Annotated in this window: 16 protein-coding genes; 6 read left to right on the top strand and 10 right to left on the bottom strand. The window is 71.3% G+C overall.

Going from position 1 to position 14,824, the window contains the following annotated elements; translation table 11 throughout:
• Positions 1-26 precede the first annotated feature (26 nt).
• The 4 genes from OG490_RS16150 to OG490_RS16135 form a co-directional block, all read right to left on the bottom strand.
• Positions 27-575: a hypothetical protein gene (locus OG490_RS16150; protein ID WP_330296997.1), complete on the bottom strand. Its 549-nt coding sequence runs from the start codon at positions 573-575 to the stop codon at positions 27-29.
• A 51-nt stretch (positions 576-626) separates the two neighbouring features.
• Entirely contained in the window at positions 627-1,598 is a 972-nt protein-coding gene (locus tag OG490_RS16145) for a helix-turn-helix domain-containing protein (protein ID WP_330296996.1), read from the bottom strand.
• Between the two features lie 429 nt (positions 1,599-2,027).
• On the bottom strand, positions 2,028-2,495 hold the full coding sequence (locus OG490_RS16140; RefSeq protein WP_330296995.1) for an NUDIX domain-containing protein: 468 nt from the start codon (positions 2,493-2,495) through the stop codon (positions 2,028-2,030).
• Between the two features lie 99 nt (positions 2,496-2,594).
• Positions 2,595-3,323: a class I SAM-dependent methyltransferase gene (locus OG490_RS16135; RefSeq protein ID WP_330296994.1), complete on the bottom strand. Its 729-nt coding sequence runs from the start codon at positions 3,321-3,323 to the stop codon at positions 2,595-2,597.
• A gap of 121 nt (positions 3,324-3,444) precedes the next feature.
• On the opposite strand from OG490_RS16135, the gene OG490_RS16130 reads away from it, so the two are divergent.
• Positions 3,445-4,242 carry an IclR family transcriptional regulator gene (locus OG490_RS16130; protein WP_330296993.1) on the top strand — a complete coding sequence of 266 codons (798 nt, stop codon included), beginning with the start codon at positions 3,445-3,447 and terminating at the stop codon, positions 4,240-4,242.
• Between the two features lie 158 nt (positions 4,243-4,400).
• Here the strand turns inward: OG490_RS16130 and OG490_RS16125 are convergent, their stop codons facing one another.
• Together OG490_RS16125 and OG490_RS16120 are read right to left on the bottom strand one after the other, a co-directional pair.
• Positions 4,401-4,607, bottom strand: coding sequence for a hypothetical protein (locus OG490_RS16125; RefSeq protein WP_330296992.1), 207 nt, complete (start codon positions 4,605-4,607; stop codon positions 4,401-4,403).
• 182 nt (positions 4,608-4,789) lie between these two features.
• Entirely contained in the window at positions 4,790-8,008 is a 3,219-nt protein-coding gene (locus OG490_RS16120; protein WP_330296991.1) for an AfsR/SARP family transcriptional regulator, read from the bottom strand.
• A 164-nt stretch (positions 8,009-8,172) separates the two neighbouring features.
• On the opposite strand from OG490_RS16120, the gene OG490_RS16115 reads away from it, so the two are divergent.
• The gene (locus OG490_RS16115; RefSeq protein WP_330296990.1) at positions 8,173-9,393 is read left to right on the top strand and encodes an amidohydrolase family protein; all 1,221 of its coding nucleotides are present in this window, start codon (positions 8,173-8,175) and stop codon (positions 9,391-9,393) included.
• Positions 9,394-9,461: 68 nt separating this feature from the next.
• On the opposite strand, the gene OG490_RS16110 is transcribed toward OG490_RS16115, so the two are convergent.
• Together OG490_RS16110 and OG490_RS16105 are read right to left on the bottom strand one after the other, a co-directional pair.
• Entirely contained in the window at positions 9,462-9,671 is a 210-nt protein-coding gene (locus OG490_RS16110; RefSeq protein WP_330296989.1) for a hypothetical protein, read from the bottom strand.
• Positions 9,664-9,840, bottom strand: a complete 177-nt coding sequence (locus OG490_RS16105) for a hypothetical protein (protein WP_330296988.1) — start codon at positions 9,838-9,840, stop codon at positions 9,664-9,666. The genes OG490_RS16110 and OG490_RS16105 overlap by 8 nt, the downstream gene beginning before the upstream one ends.
• A gap of 192 nt (positions 9,841-10,032) precedes the next feature.
• Between OG490_RS16105 and OG490_RS16100 the strand changes: the two genes are divergently transcribed.
• Entirely contained in the window at positions 10,033-11,262 is a 1,230-nt protein-coding gene (locus OG490_RS16100; protein WP_330296987.1) for a transcriptional regulator, read from the top strand.
• Here the strand turns inward: OG490_RS16100 and OG490_RS16095 are convergent.
• Positions 11,243-11,908, bottom strand: coding sequence for an HAD family hydrolase (locus OG490_RS16095; protein ID WP_330296986.1), 666 nt, complete (start codon positions 11,906-11,908; stop codon positions 11,243-11,245). The genes OG490_RS16100 and OG490_RS16095 overlap by 20 nt on opposite strands.
• 382 nt (positions 11,909-12,290) lie before the next feature.
• Here OG490_RS16095 and OG490_RS16090 point away from each other — a divergent pair, with 382 nt between their 5' ends.
• Together OG490_RS16090 and OG490_RS16085 are read left to right on the top strand one after the other, a co-directional pair.
• The gene (locus OG490_RS16090; RefSeq protein ID WP_330296985.1) at positions 12,291-12,932 is read left to right on the top strand and encodes a trypsin-like serine peptidase; all 642 of its coding nucleotides are present in this window, start codon (positions 12,291-12,293) and stop codon (positions 12,930-12,932) included.
• Positions 12,929-13,351 (top strand): DUF6086 family protein, encoded by a 423-nt coding sequence (locus OG490_RS16085; RefSeq protein WP_330296984.1) that lies wholly within the window; start codon positions 12,929-12,931, stop codon positions 13,349-13,351. The genes OG490_RS16090 and OG490_RS16085 overlap by 4 nt, the downstream gene beginning before the upstream one ends.
• 55 nt (positions 13,352-13,406) lie before the next feature.
• Here the strand turns inward: OG490_RS16085 and OG490_RS16080 are convergent, their stop codons facing one another.
• Positions 13,407-13,847, bottom strand: a complete 441-nt coding sequence (locus tag OG490_RS16080) for an NUDIX hydrolase (protein ID WP_330296983.1) — start codon at positions 13,845-13,847, stop codon at positions 13,407-13,409.
• A gap of 361 nt (positions 13,848-14,208) precedes the next feature.
• On the opposite strand from OG490_RS16080, the gene OG490_RS16075 reads away from it, so the two are divergent.
• Positions 14,209-14,736 carry an RICIN domain-containing protein gene (locus OG490_RS16075; RefSeq protein WP_330296982.1) on the top strand — a complete coding sequence of 176 codons (528 nt, stop codon included), beginning with the start codon at positions 14,209-14,211 and terminating at the stop codon, positions 14,734-14,736.
• Positions 14,737-14,824 lie beyond the last annotated feature (88 nt).

The raw sequence follows: 14,824 nt of genomic DNA, 5'->3' as shown, positions 1-14,824 counted from the left end.
GCAGGTGACGTCAAGGGCGTTGCGGTTTAGAAGTAGGAGGCGATGAGGTCGCGGTCCACCGTGATGGTGTCGCGGTCCAGTGGGGGCAGCCCGAGGTGGTCACTGATCAATCGGGTCAGGGGCTCCTCGTGGGGCCAGTCCTCGGGGTCCAGCCCGGCGGCAGTGATGACGGGTGCCAGCTCGTTGGGCCAGTACTCCCCGACGTAGTCGGGGTCCTCGTAGTCGATACAGGAAGATGCCTGGCCGTCCCTGTAGTGGTACGCCTTGGGGCCGTGCGCCTTGGCGATGCACGGATTGGGCTCGAACACCACCAACTCGGCCCCCTGGGGGCACAGCTTGCGGTAGTCGATCGGGTCGAAGTCGTCACGAGACGGGTTGTGCATGTGGTGCACGATCACCCCCCACTCACCAGGGGCAACGTTGCCGCCGTGCGCGAACGGCGGCCGGTGCTGAGCGATCAGCCCGTCCGTCATATCGGTCAGGCCGACGCCCTTGAAGTACACCAGGACGGTTTCGTCCTCATAGCGCTTCTCTTCCATCCATGCGATGACGCCGCTTTCGATCCAACCTGTCATGCCCCGCACCGTAACCGGCACCACTGACACGTCTGGCTTCGCCGAGAACGCTCAGTCACCATCGGCCACCTGGCCGGCTGCTGAGGCCTGCTCCACCTCCTCCGCCTCCTCCTCCGCCGGGCGGCAGCCCTTGCAGGTGCCCGGGGTGGGGCTGCGGTAGGCGCGGTCGCACGCGGTGCAGGTCTGGAACGGGTCCGGCGGTACGAAGTCGGGGGCGCGGGGGAGCGGCGCCAGCGGCGGTGGCAGCTGGGCCGCGAGGCGGTGCGCGATGAGCCCGGTGGGATTGCGCAGGTCCCCAGGAAGCTTCGCCGTCAGGGCAGTAACCAGCGCGTACACCCCGACCCCGCGTTCCAGCCAGGCCTCGACACCCCCGGCGAGGTACCGGATGTCCCGCTCCCCGAGCACCAGCCGGGGACTGGCCCGCCGCAGCCCGGCCAGCACCTCGCAGGCGAGCCGGTGCCGCTCGGGGTCGTCGGCGTTCAGAGGGACGGGGACCCGGCCGGCGGCAGGCTGCTCCGGCCCCGGCTCCTCTCCCACTGCAAGCGCTGGTACGCGTACCGGTTCGGGCGCTACGACAGGCTCCGCAAGGGGCTCTGGCTCTGGCTCCGGCTCCGGCTTCGGCTCCGGCACGGGCGCGGGCGCGGGCGCGGGCAGAGGCTTCCGCACAGGCGCGGCCACGGCCACGGCCGCAGGCGCGGCCACCGGCTCCGGACCGGGCTCAAGTGGGCGCTCCGGGGACGAAGGCGGCGGATCCCCCGCCCGAGTCGAGGGCGTCACGCCCGCCCCGGGACGGGAAAGGGCCGCGCGAGGGTGGTTGTAGGACACCGTACGGGTGACGATCCGACCACCCGGCAGGGTCTCCACGGACCGCTCCAGGTACCCGAACGCCACCAGCTCCCGCAGCCCGTTGGCGATCGAGGTCTCCCCGAGCGGAAGCTGTTTGACCAGCTCCTTGATGCCGATGGGGGTCCCGGCGGGCAGCGACTGGATGTAGATCCCCAGGATCCGCGCGACCGCCGACATCTCGGGATGCTGAATGAGGTCGTTGCTCACCACCGTGAACCGCCCGGTGAGACGGACGTTGGCGTGCCGAACGCCGTATGCCGCGCGAGTAGGCGCGGTAAAGTGCACCGAAGCCATAGGGAAGTTGCTGCTTCCTAGTTGGTCAGGCCCTCGATCGGGATTCGCAGTCCCGGCGGGGGCCGTCTCATGTTCTGAGTCGTGCTGTCGAGGCGAGCATATGCCAGACAACCACCGCAAAATCCACCCCAGTTGGCGGATTCACCCGTGTGAGTGAGCGCCCGCCCGGCGGGAGGTTGGTGGGGTCTGGATGGAGTTTCTTCCCCAAGTACTTAACCCAAAAGAAGCACCGCGCCCCACCGGGACGCGCCCCACCACGACCCGGCAAACCCCCGACCCAGCACCGTAGTTCGATCAATGGCCGTCCAAGAATCAGCGGACGACGGGGCCGCGCCCGGCCCTCCAGTCGTTGATGCGCTTGCGGATGCTGGGGACCATCGGAAGGTCGTCCACCGCCTCCGGCGCGAACCACGCCACCTCCGACGACTCGTCCGACACGCGCAGACTTCCTCCCGTGGGCCGGGCAAGGAGGCAGATCGAGAACTCCTGCCGCACCTCGCCGTCGTCGTAGGCGAAGACGTGTCCCGGGTTGGAGTACGTCCCGACGATTCCGGTGATCTCCACCGCGATGCCCGTCTCCTCGAAGGTCTCCCGGACGGCACAGTCCCCGAGAGACTCGCCGAGCTCCATCTTCCCGCCGGGCAGGGCCCACATCCCGTTGTCGGTGCGGCGCTGCAAGAGGATCCGCCCGGCACCGTCCACGACCACGGCCGAAGCGGCAGGTACGAGGCTGGTCGCCTTGGGGGCCCGGGGATCGTCCTCGTAGTCACGCCTGGGCACCGTGACCCACCTCCCGAATGTCGCGTCCTCGGCTCCACAGCTCCTCGACATGAGCGGAGAACCGGTCGAACATGCCGTTCCTGAAAGGCGCGCGGCCGTCTACTTGTCCCGTCGGGCCAGGACCAGGCGCCAGTGGGGGGTGCCGTTCGGGCGGTGGCCGAAGTGGGGGAGGGGGACGGTTTCCACGGTGAAGCCGGCCTTGTGGAGGTCGGTGCGGACTGCACCCAGGGGGAAGGTCCGGTAGTACATGACGAACGGCGGGCGCCAGACGGCGTTGCGCAGCCGCATCGCCGCGTCGAAGCCCGTCACCGCCCACCAAGCGGGGTGGGTTGGGGGAATCGGGGCGCCGATCGGGAAGGCGAAGACTCCGCCGGGGCGCAGGGAACCGTGGATCCCGGAGAAGAGGGCCGGCCGCTCGGCCGGGAGGAAGTGCCCGAAGGCGCCGAAGCTGACCGCGAGGTCGTACGAGTCCCCGAGCGCGGCCGGGAGCGCCCGCGCGTCGCCCCGTAGGAGGTCGACCCGGGGGTCCGGGTGGGCCCGGGCGGCCTCCGCGAGCATGCCCGTGCTCAGGTCCACCCCGGTCACCCGGCCCCGGCACAGCCGTCGCAGCATTCCGATCCCGGCGCCCGTGCCGCAGCAGACGTCGAGCCCGTTGTCGAAGGAGCCTTCGCGGTCCGCGAGGGTTTCCTCGACCGCGTCGAGCATCCGGTCGGGGGTGCGGAAGGGGGTCCGGTCGAAGGTGGGGGCCAGCAGGTCGTAGCCGCGCTCGACGGAGGACAGGGCCTGGACGGCCAGTTCGCGGAGGGTCGGGCCCTGGGAGGTGAACACACGGAAAGCCTAGTGAGGGGGAGGGGCCGGGGCGGGCATTTCGGGACCTTCGACCCCGGGCAAAACGGGCATCGTGTGACGTAGGCTGCGGTGAGACACTTTGCCGATCCATGGGGATTCCGTGACGAGAGCCATAGGGAACGAGGTGCCGGTCCAGCGCGTGGGCAGGAGCTCTACGGCCGGAAGCGCCCTGGAGAAGACCCTGCGGATCACGGAGGCGCTGACCGCCTTCGGCGGGCCCCACCGGCTCGCCGAGTTGGCCGCGGCCGCCGGAGTGCCCAAGTCCAGCACCTACCGGATCCTGGCCTCCCTCGTCGAGCAGGGCTATGCCGTCACCGACGGGGACGGCAACTACGGCATCGGCCTGCGCCTGCGCACCCTCGCCTCACAGATCTCCGCCGACCGGCCCGAAGGCATCGTCGAACTCCTGGAGTTCCTCCAGAAGTGCACCGGCCAGGCCGTCCACCTGGCGCTGCGCAGCGGCAACGCGCTCACCTGCATCCGCAAGGTGGAGAGCGGCCGGCCCGTGCGGACCTCCTCGCGCGTCGGCATGCGGATCCCGCTGCACGCCACCGCCATCGGCAAGGCCGTCCTCGCACACCTCCCGCCGCAGGAGGTCGAGGGGATCGTGCGGGCCACCGGCATGCCCGCGCTGACCCGGCACACGCTCACGGGGAGAGTGCGCCTCGCGGAGGAGTTGGCGGCCGTGCGGGTACGTGGCTACGCCGTTGACGACGAGGAGAGCGAGCTCTCCGTACGCTGCCTCGGCGCGGCGGTCTTCGACCGCGACGGGGTGCCGGTGGGCGGGGTCAGCCTGACCACCGTCACGTTCCTGACCTCGCGGGAGGAGCTGGAGCGGTTCTCGCCGGCGCTGCTGGAGGCCGCCCGGGGCGTGGAGCGGCTGCTCCGGCTGGGCTGATCAGGCTGGGTGGATGAGGCCGGACTGATCCGGACATGGGTGTGCGGCGGCCGCGGTGGTCCCCCTCCTGGCCACCGCGGCCGCCGTCCCCCGTACCCCCCCATCGGGTCCCCCGTACCCCCGTACCCCCGTGGGTCCCCCGTGGTCGTGTGCCGCCGTTAAGGCAGCGTGCCCGTGGCGTGGTTGTCGAGCGTCACGATCTCGTCCGCCGCAGAGACCGGCGTGGAGACCGCCGCGTCCGGTGCCGCCGCGAGCGGTTCGCCCGTGGCGTGGTTGTCCAGCGGCTTCATTTCGATGCCGGTGGCGTGGTTGTCCATCGGCTGCAGGTCGCCGTCGTTCGGCAGGACGTTCTCGTTCGTCGTCATCACGCACTCCTGAAGGTGGATTGGACCCGTTCGGCGATTCCCCCGCGGACCGCCGAACGGGCGGTCCAGACGACCCGCTTGCCCCCCGACGTGACGAGTCGATGCACTTACTTTGACCCGGGGCGATAAACGAACGATGAACGCCTCATTCAGCGGCCGGGCGGCGGGCGGGCAATGCCTGCTCAGGCCGCGATCTCGGCCGCCAGCAGGGCCCGTACCTCGCCCAGTTCGGACGAGCCCAGCTGTACGAACACCACCTCCGCGTCCCGCCAGCACACCCGCGCCCGGTCCCGCTGGCCCAGCCGCCGCAGCGCCCGTCCCAGGACCATCAGGACGCACGCCCGCCGCCACTCGCCGCCCATCACGCGCAGCGCGACGGCCTGTTCGGCGTGCGCGGCCGCCAGCGTGGCTCGGCCGGCCGACAGGTGGACCTCCGCGAGCCTGAAGTGGGTGATGCCCTCCCACAGCGGCTGGCGGTTGTCGTGGAACAGCGCCAGCGCGGCCGTCAGCTGGACGAGCGCCTCGGTGGTCAGGCCCGCCTGGGTGAGGGCGATGCCCAGCGCGTAGCGGCCGTTGGCCAGGCGCAGGGTGAGCCCCATCCGGTCGTAGATGGCGATGCCCTGCTGGGCCAGGTCGATGGCGCTGGTGAGCCTGCCCAGCTCCACGTGGATGCGGGAGAGGTTGCACAGGGCGCTGGCCTCGCCCACGTAGTTGGCGTCGGCCCGGAAGTTGGCGATGGCCTCCAGCAGGTAACGCTCGCCGTCCTTGTAGCGGCCCTCGTAAAGGGCGATGATCCCGCGGTCGTTGGGCGCCCAGCAGCTGGGCAGCGGGTCCCCGGCGGCGCGGGCGAGCAGCGTGGCCTGGCGGGCCTCGTCGTCGGCCTCGGCGAACCGGCCCGCGACCAGGTGGGTGTTGGTGAGGGTGGTGCGGGCGCGGCCCTCGGCGTGCGGGTCCTTCGCGGCCTGTGCGGCCTCGCACAGGGAGTGCGCGGCCCACTCGTACTGCTTGGAGTTGGCGCCCGACTCGGCGAGGTCCTTGGCAGCCCACAGCAGGTCGACGGCCCGGCGCAGCACGTCCTCCCGGCCGGTGGTGCGTACGGCGGCCTGCCGGACGCACGCGAGCAGCGGGTCGGCTTCGGCGTACAGCCAGTCCTGGGCGGCGTGCGGCTCGGTGAAGACCAGCCCGGGGTAGCGGGTGGCGGACAGGTGGGCGACGAGCCGGTCGCCGGGACGCTCCAGGCCGTACACCCCGCCGGCGGTGGCGAGGTAGAAGTCGAGCAGCCGGTCGAGGGCGGCCTCGCGCTCGCTCGGGGGCTGCTCGTCGCGTTCGGCGCACGCACGCGCGTAGAGGCGTACGAGGTCGTGGAAGCGGTAGCGGCCGGGCGCGGCCGATTCGAGGAGCGAGCAGTCGACGAGCGCTTCGAGGAGGTCCTCGGTCGCGTGCTCGGGCAGGCCCAGGACGGCGGCGGCCGCCGCGAGCGAGATGTCCGGCCCGTCGGCGAGGCCCAGGAGGCGGAAGGCGCGCTGCTGCGCGGGCTCCAGCTGCCCGTAGCCGAGCTCGAAGGTGGCCTTGACGGCGAGGTCGCCGGCCTGGAGCTCGTCGAGGCGGCGCCGCTCGTCGGCGAGCTTGGCGGCGAGGACGGAGACGGTCCAGGTACGGCGGGCGGCGAGGCGGGAGGCGGCGATGCGGATGGCCAGCGGCAGGAAGCCGCAGGCGCCGACCACGTCTAAGGCGGCCTGGCGTTCGGCGCCGACCCGCTCGGCCCCGACGATCCGGGTGAACAGCTGCAGGGCCTCCTCGGGGCTCATCACGTCGAGGTCGACGAGGTGGGCGCCGGCCAGGCCGGCCATCCGGACCCGGCTGGTGACGAGGGCGGCGCAGCCGGCGGTGCCGGGCAGCAGCGGGCGGACCTGGGCGGCGTCGCGGGCGTTGTCGAGGAGGACCAGGATGCGGCGGCCGTCGAGGGTGGAGCGGTAGAGCGCGGCCCGTTCGGCGGGGGAGTCGGGGATGGAGGCGTCGGGGGTGCCGAGGGCGCGCAGGAAGGCCCCGAGGACGGCTTCGGGCTCGGCGGGGCGCGCCTCGGTGCCCTGGAGGTCGACGTAGAGCTGCCCGTCGGGGAAGTGCGGGCGTGCGGCGTGCGCGACGTGCACGGCGAGGGTGGTCTTGCCGACGCCGCCGATGCCCGCGAGCGCGGAGACGGCCATGACCTGGCCGTCGACGCTGGAGAGGATCTCGCCGAGTTCCTGGACGAAGCTGGCGCGGCCGGTGAAGTCGGCGACGGTGGCGGGCAATTGGGCGGGCCTTACGTGTACGGGTGCGGCCGCCGGTGCCGGGTCCTCGGCGTGGGCGAGTTCGGCGTCGGCGCGCAGGATGCGCTGCTGGAGGGCGGCGAGTTCGGGTCGCGGGTCGACGCCGAGCTCGTCGGCGAGGAGCCGGCGGGTGTCGGCGTAGACGGCGAGGGCCTCGGCCTGGCGTCCGCTGCGGTAGAGGGCGAGCATCAGCAGTTCGCGCAGCCGCTCGCGCAGCGGGTGGGCGGCGGTGAGGGCGGTGAGCTCGGAGACGGCCTCGGCGTGGTGGCCGAGCTCCAGGTCGAGGTCGAGGCGGGTCTCCAGCAGCTGGAGGCGCCATTCGTCGAGCCGGGTGCGCTCGGTCTCGGCGTGCGGCCCGGGTACGCCGGCCAGCGGTTCCCCGTCCCACAGTTTCAGCGCGCGGGCCAGCAGCGTACGGGCGAGCGCGCGGTCCCCCTTCTCGCTGCGTGCGGCCTCGGCGTCGGCGGCCAGTGCGCGGGCGATGCCGAGGTCGAGGGATTCGGGGTGGGGCAGGCGGATCGCGTAGCCGCCGGCGTCGCTGACGAGGAGCCCGGGGTCGAGGATCTTGCGCAGGCGGGAGGCGTACGTACGGATGGTGGCGAGCGCCTGCTGCGGCGGGTCCTCGCCCCAGATGGCGTCGATCAGTTCGGGCGCGGTGGCCGTGCGCCCGTCGCGCAGCAGCAGCACGGCGAGCAGCGCCCGCTGCTGCGGGGTCCCGGAGGGCAGCACCTCGGCTCCGCGCCAGGCGCGGATGGGCCCGAGCACGGCGAAGCGGTTGCCTCCGGTGGCTTCGGGTTCCGGGGTGGCGGCATCCGCTCCGGCCTGCGTCCCGGCGGCGGCCTCGGCCTCGGCGGCGGCTTCGGCCCCGGTGGCGGGTCCGGCCTTGGTCACAGCCTGGGTCACAGCGTCAGCCCCGGTCGCGGCCTCGGTCACAGCGTCGGCGCCGGTTCCGGCCTCGGTCACAGCGTCGGCCCCGGTTCCGGCCCCGGTTCCGCCCTCGGTTCCGGTTCCGGCCTCGACTCCCGTTCCCGCGGCTGCGGTTGCGGCTCCGGGGCGGTTCCGCTGCTGCGGGATGGCCGGTATGCCGTCCATCTGGCGTCCCCCCTGCCTTCCGTAGGTGTAATGGTCAGTCTGCCCTGTGTTGCGCGTACACGTCAGTCCGAAGCGGACCCAGTCCGGTCGGATCCGGAACCCGGTGATGCACGGAGCGCGTCCAACTAGCTGACGGTTCGTCAGATTGGCGCTACCGTGTGGGCATGGAGACCTTCCCGAAGATCATCTCGGTGGACGACCACACGGTTGAGCCCCCCAACGTCTGGCGGGACCGGCTCCCGTCCAAGTACCACGACGTCGGCCCCCGCGTCGTCCGCGCCCCCTTGAAGGAAATGACCTTCCTCGGCGGCAAGTTCGCACCCGTCATGGGCGCCAAGGGCGACGACGGCCCCATAGGCGACTGGTGGGTGTACGAGGACCTGCACCGACCCCTCACCCGCCTCGACACGGCCGTCGGCTACGACCGCGACGAGATCAAGCTCGAAGTCATCACGTACGAGCAGATGCGCCCGGGATCCTTCTCGGTTCCCGACCGCCTCGCCGACATGGACGTCAACCACGTCCAGTCGGCCCTGTGCTTCCCCACCTTCCCGCGCTTCTGCGGCCAGACCTTCACCGAGGCCAAGGACCGCGAGCTCGGGCTGCTCGGCGTGCGCGCGTACAACGACTGGATGGTGGAGGAGTGGTGCGGCCCCGAGGCGAACGGCCGCCTCATCCCGCTCACCCTGATCCCGCTCTGGGACGCCCGGCTCGCCGCCGCCGAGGTCCGCCGCAACGCGGCCCGCGGCGTACGGGCCGTCGCCTTCTCGGAAATCCCGCCGCACCTCGGCCTCCCCTCCATCCACACGGACGAGTGGGACCCCTTCCTGGAGGCGTGCAACGAGACCGGCACGGTCATCGCCATGCACATCGGCTCCTCCTCGCGCATGCCGTCCACCTCGGCCGACGCCCCGCCGGCCGTCGGCTCCACCATCACCTTCGCCAACTGCTGCTTCTCGATGGTGGACTGGCTGATGAGCGGCAAGTTCGAGAGGTTCCCCAACCTCAAGATCATGTACGCGGAGGGCCAGATCGGCTGGATCCCGTACATCCTTGAGCGCGCCAACGTGGTCTGGGAGGAGAACCGCGGCTGGGGCGGCGTCGCCGACAAGGTGCTCCGCCCGCCGTCGGAGCTCTTCGCGGAACACGTCTTCGGCTGCTTCTTCGACGACGCCTTCGGCCTGAAGAACCTGGACTCGATCGGCGTGGCCAACGTCCTCTACGAGACCGACTACCCCCACTCGGACTCCACATGGCCCAAGTCCCGCGAGGTCGGCGAGTCCCAGATGGGCCACCTGTCCCCGGACGTGGTGGACCGCATCGTGCGCGGCAACGCGATCGACCTGCTGGGCCTGACCCCCGAAGGCCTCTGGCCGGGCGCGTAGCCCGCACATGCGTCAGCCCCGGCAGGCCACAGCACTATGTGGCCGCCGGGGCTGCGTGCGTTCTGCAGTCAGACCGCCTCGATGTTGCGTACGGACGTTGGCAGCTCGCGGCCGGACGCCATCCGGATGTAGGCGATCCGTGCGTACTCGGGGTCTCCGCAGACGCGGCGGACCTCCTCGCGGACGACGGCCATCAGCTCGCCCTCCGCGCCCGAGGCGAGGTCACGGACCCGCTGTCGCAGGAGCGGGTGAGCCAGGTGCTCGAACATGTCAGGCATCGGATTCGTCCCCGTCCATGCCGGTGAACCGCGCCCAGCCGGCCTGTGCTCGGTCGAGGAGGTCGGCGCTTGGTTCAGCCACCTCAGCCAAGCCCAGGCCGTGCGGGTCGTCCGGGGTATCGATGCTCCGTACACCGTGGGCGCAATTGCGGTTCGTGCGGCTTGTCACGAGGTCACTCCCTGCCGTCGCAAGCGGGTGGTGGAGAACACCGTGGACCTGAAGGAGTCGTAAAGCGAGGACTTCTCATGGGACTTCCTCGGCGCAGAACGGGACTTCTTTGCGCTCGTCTTGGTGAATGGCCCCCTGAGGAGAGACCTCCTGGCAGAGTGGGTATCTGCCCACCGTGCAAGGGAGGTTGGAATGCCGCGACCGACTGGCAACCCGAAGCTGAGGGCCGCGCGTCTCGCTGCCGGCTACCGCTCGCAACAGGATCTCATCGACGCGTTGAGCGCCCGCGGAATCGTCGTCGGGCGACGCCAGGTCGGCAGGTGGGAATCAGCGTCACCGCCACTTCCGTACCCGGATGTACGCCGCGCCCTCGCGGATCTGTTGGGCCAGCCCCTGGAACAGCTGGGCTTCGACGTGACGTCTGGTGGCGAGCGTGACCGCAGGCCCGGCTCCGGTCCCCTTCCTCCGGTCAACCGCGCTCCGGTACGCACCCCCAACGCGCCTCAGCCGGCCAGCGCCGCAGCCGACTACCTCGCGGTCACTCGCGCGCACCGGCGCTTGTACTGGACCGTGGCCCCGTCCACACTCCATCCCGCGGTCGCCGCTCACGCGGCCCTTGGTGAGCAGCTGCTCGAGGCCACCGCGGGGCGGACCCGTCAGACGCTTGCGGCCGCGCTCTCCGAGTCGTGGCTCCTGGCCGGACGGGTGGAGTTCTTCGATCTGCGCGAGCCGTCCCGCGCGGGCAGCACCTGGGTGCGTGCGCTCCAGGCAGCCGGGGAGGCCGACGACCCACTGCTCGGCTCCGCCGTCCTGGCGCACATGGCCTTCATCCCCGGCTGGACAGGTCGTCGCGAAGCCGCCGCGGAGCGGATGACCGCAGCCCGGACCTATGCGCGCCGGGGCCCGGCGAGCCCTGAGTTCCTGGCGTGGCTGGATGCGGTGGAAGCCGAGTGCGAGACCCGGAGCGGCAGCACCCGTACAGCGCTCAACCTCATCACACACGGCGAGGCCATCCTTGCGGGCGGCGGCGAGCATTCGAATCCGGAGTGGATGGACTGGTTCAGTCCGGTCCGCTTGGCTGCCTTCAAGGGCAACACCCAGCTTGCGGCCGGCCACGTTCCGCAGGCCCGCACGACGCTTCTCGGAGTGCTGGAGGAACTCCCGGCCGACGCCGACAAGCAACGTACGGTCGTCCTCGGTGACCTAGGAGCCGTCGAAGCGGCGGCCAAGCAGCCGGAGGCCGCTGCCGCATACGCGGTCCGCGCGCTGGAGATGCTCGAGCGGCACTGGTACGCGACCGGTCTCGAACGGGTCCGCGATGTCCGACGTGCCCTTGTGCCGTGGCAGCACGAGGAGTACGTCCGCAACCTCGACGACCGGCTGTACGGCTGGGGCGCGGTGGTCAGCGCCCTCGCGAATTGAACTCGGCGATCAGGCCCGGCAGCTCGGCGAGGCCGGTGACGCGGAAGGTCGGCAGCGTCCGGGCCTCCTCGGTGTTCCACTGGATGGTGGCCCAGGGGCCCCGACGAACCAGAGCGGTGCGCATGCCCGCAGCTGCTCCCGGGCGGAGATCGTTGTCGACGCGGTCGCCGACGTAGAGGATCTCGTCGGGGGCGAACGGGGTCACCTCGGCGACGCGGTCGAAGAACAACTGGTCAGGCTTGCTGGCCCCCCAGTCGTCCGACGTGCCGATCAGGTCGACGTCCTTGGTGAACAGGTTGCGGAGCAGACCGCCCGCGCGCACGGTCTGGTTGCCTGCGATGCCGAGCCACAGGCCGGCCTCTCGTAGGGCGGCGAACGTGGGACGGACGTCCTCGTACAGGTCGTCCTCGCCGAACCACTCCGGTTTTCCGGCAGCCGCACGGGCTTCCCGCTGCTCCGTTAGGTCGAACCCCGGTTGGAAGGCCTGGAAGACCTCGCGGTAGTCGCGGCCTTGGCTGATGACGGCGCCGAACATCGCGGCGAAGGTGTGGCGCGGGACGCCCAGCCAGTCGGCCCACGTGCCGTACTCGCGGGTCTCGTCCACGAGGCACTCGCCGACGTCGAACACCACAGCGCGAATCGTCATATGGCGCAGCCTAATCAAGGGATCAGGGTGCACGGAAGCGCCTCTCGCGGCGCGAGGACGGAGGTCGGCCGGGATGCACCTTGCGGTGGCTGCCGCGCGCAAGGCATGCTTCGCCACAGCAAAGTGGGGAGGGGTGTCTGTGGTGGACAAGCGGACCGTGGTGACCGCGGTGTTGTGCGGTATAGCGGCGCTGGGTGCGTCAGCGGCGATGACGAAGGTGGTGCCCGCGGCGGACGACAAGGCCCCCGTGCACGCGAAAGCGGCGCCCCCGACCACGTCCTCCACCGCGCGCCCGTCGCAATCGCAATCGTCGAAACGGCCTCAGCTGTCCGGCGGTGCCAGTCCGCGCCCGACCGCGTCCGCCCCCAAGCCGGGCGACCCCGTGTCCTTCGCCGGGGCCCTGTTCGAGGGCGATGTGACAGGAGATCACTTCTGCACGGCGACCGTCGTGCACAGCCCCGGGCGGAACCTGATCGTCACCGCAGGCCACTGCCTGCTCGCGGGCAAGGTCGCCGGAAAGGGCGCGATCTTCGCACCCGCGTACGCGGACGGGAAGGCCCCGAACGGCACCTGGAAGATCGAGGAGGTCTTCGAGGACACGCAGTGGGCCGAGAACACGAACGACGACTTCGACCTGGCCTTCGCCCGCCTCGCCCCCGACGCCTCGGGCCGCAACATCGAGGACGTCACCGGCGCCGCCGTCCTCGACACCACGGGCCGCTCCGGCGAGGAGGTCACGGTGACGGGCTACCCCGCGGACCGCAAGGTCGCGCGCACCTGCACGTCCCGCGCCATCCGCGACACCCCGACGGAACAGCGCTTCGACTGCGCGGACTTCCCCGGCGGCACGAGCGGGAGCGCGTGGATCGCCGGCGACGGGAAGATCATCGGCATCCTGACGGGCGGCGACACGGACGACGTCTCGACGAGCACGATCCTCAACGACTACGCGGCCAAGCTGTACGCGCGGGCGACGGGCGCGGCGGGTACGGCGGCCACGGCCGGAGGGCCGCCCGCCGGATGAGCCAGATCTACCAGGTGGGCGAGGAGTCGCTCTGGAACCCCTCCAACGGCGCCGCCCGCCTCTTCCACCGCCAACTGGCCGTCTTCGAAGCCGAACTCGGACTCCCCTCGGGCATCGGCCCGCTGGAGAACGACGAGTGCCGGATCGATCCCGCCGCCCTCGGCCCCTTCACCGAAGCCCTCCTCGCCCGCCACGGCCACACCGGCCACGCGGTCGTCCGCGCCCTGTCGGAGGGCTTCGTGGCCACCGTGCTCGTCCTCGCGGAGCGGGCGGGCGCCCAGGTCCGCCGGCCGGTCCCGTCCGACTCGCCGGAGGGGCGCCGGGACGTCCAGGTCCCGCTCCCCGGCCCCTACGGGTCCTCGTACGAGGACAGGCTGCGCGCGGCCGCCCGGGAGCTGTCCCGGGCGATGCCCCGCTGAGCGGGTGGTCCCGTGGGAGCCAGGCCCGTAGGAGCCCGGCCCGTGGGGCTGCCGCTCAGGCCAGCAGCCCCAAGTGCACGGGCTCGGCGGGTGCTTCCTCGAGCAGCTCCGCGAGGCGCGGGGGCCACAGCGGTTCGCCGAGCGTGGCGAGGTTCCGCCGGGAGAGCCAGCGCCAGTGGGCCTCGGGGTACTCCGGGACGGGGTCGCGCAGCGGCCCGGTGGTGACGTAGATGTGCTCGTGCTGCCGTACGGGAACGCCCTGGTACGTGAAGTCGTGCTCCCAGGTGCACAGCAGCCGCTGCGGTTCCAGGTCGGTCCACCCGGTCTCTTCCCGCAACTCCCGCCGCACGCACTCCTCGGGAGTCTCCCCGGGGTCGATCCCCCCGCCCGGCGGCAGCCAGTGGATGCCGACCTCTACGTTGTTCTCCCGGAACAGAAACACCGAACCGGCGGGATTGACGACGACAATTCTTGCGGCCTGTCGTGGAGTTCGCATCAGACCAGCGTACGACGGGGCCTGCGGAGACGGCAGTGGTTCGACGTGCGCGCGGGGGCTGCGGGGGTGGGCTCGGGGTGACTGTCGACGAACCGTGACACTCCCTGGGCCGGAGCTGCTTGCTCCGGACGCGCCGCCCGAGGGAAGATCCACATGTCTGAGATCAACAACTTTCCGCTCAGACGCGGGCAGCAACTCGTCTCAGCACTGGGCGACTTCAGGTGGCCACGTTCCACCGACAGGCCCAGGCCCACGACGCACACACCACACCGTCCTGGCCGCGAGGCCGAGGGCGTCCGTGCCCACAGCACCGCATCCCGCCGTACAGCGGGATGCTCAATCGGGGGAATGAACCATGCGCATGGCTCGAAAGTCACAGAACCAGCTCAAGGCACTCGCGGTCGCGGCGGCGACCGCCGTCATCACCCTGACGGTTCCGGTGGCATCGGCGAGCGCCGAGGACCAGTGGACCGCTGTGCCCTTCACCCTGCGGAACGCCAACAGCGGCATGTGCCTGGACGTTCCCGGCGGAAGCGGCGTGTGGGGCACCCAGCTCGTCCAGTGGCCCTGCAACGACGGGGCCAACCAGAAGTTCTACCTCGACAGCTACAACGGCAAGCCCAACCTGCGCAATCTCGCCACGGGTCTGTGCATCGAGGTGCCCGGCTTCTCGCAGACCAACGGCGCCAAGGTCGTCACCTGGGGATGCAACGGCGGCGACAACCAGAGCTGGAACTACCAGACATACACCTCGGCCTGGACGAGGGACAACACCTGGCGCAACATCGCCAGCGGCAAGTGCCTGGAGACCGCCGACTGGCGCACGGACGCGGGCGCCCCGGTCCGCCAGTGGGACTGCCACGCGGGCGCCAGCCAGCAGTGGCGCTGATCACCACCGGCGGCCTCGGGTAGGACCGGTGCGCGGGGCCTGACCGGCACCACGGGTCAGGCCCTCGCGCGCACCACCTGACACATCA

It is taken from the genome of Streptomyces sp. NBC_00503, from assembly GCF_036346895.1.
GTDB lineage: Bacteria > Actinomycetota > Actinomycetes > Streptomycetales > Streptomycetaceae > Streptomyces.
The sequence above is the reverse complement of the archived record's forward strand: the minus strand, read 5'-3'. Positions and strand labels throughout refer to the sequence as shown.

Excerpts from the sequence above, each read along its gene's own strand:
- OG490_RS16150 (WP_330296997.1), bottom strand. The coding sequence starts at position 575 with ATGACAGGTTGGATCGAAAGCGGCGTCATCGCATGGATGGAAGAGAAG.
- OG490_RS16145 (WP_330296996.1), bottom strand. The coding sequence starts at position 1,598 with ATGTCGGCGGTCGCGCGGATCCTGGGGATCTACATCCAGTCGCTGCCC.
- OG490_RS16125 (WP_330296992.1), bottom strand. The coding sequence starts at position 4,607 with ATGACGACGAACGAGAACGTCCTGCCGAACGACGGCGACCTGCAGCCG.
- OG490_RS16120 (WP_330296991.1), bottom strand. The coding sequence starts at position 8,008 with ATGGACGGCATACCGGCCATCCCGCAGCAGCGGAACCGCCCCGGAGCC.
- OG490_RS16115 (WP_330296990.1), top strand. The coding sequence starts at position 8,173 with ATGGAGACCTTCCCGAAGATCATCTCGGTGGACGACCACACGGTTGAG.
- OG490_RS16110 (WP_330296989.1), bottom strand. The coding sequence starts at position 9,671 with ATGCCTGACATGTTCGAGCACCTGGCTCACCCGCTCCTGCGACAGCGG.
- OG490_RS16100 (WP_330296987.1), top strand. The coding sequence starts at position 10,033 with ATGCCGCGACCGACTGGCAACCCGAAGCTGAGGGCCGCGCGTCTCGCT.
- OG490_RS16095 (WP_330296986.1), bottom strand. The coding sequence starts at position 11,908 with ATGACGATTCGCGCTGTGGTGTTCGACGTCGGCGAGTGCCTCGTGGAC.
- OG490_RS16085 (WP_330296984.1), top strand. The coding sequence starts at position 12,929 with ATGAGCCAGATCTACCAGGTGGGCGAGGAGTCGCTCTGGAACCCCTCC.
- OG490_RS16080 (WP_330296983.1), bottom strand. The coding sequence starts at position 13,847 with ATGCGAACTCCACGACAGGCCGCAAGAATTGTCGTCGTCAATCCCGCC.
- OG490_RS16075 (WP_330296982.1), top strand. The coding sequence starts at position 14,209 with ATGGCTCGAAAGTCACAGAACCAGCTCAAGGCACTCGCGGTCGCGGCG.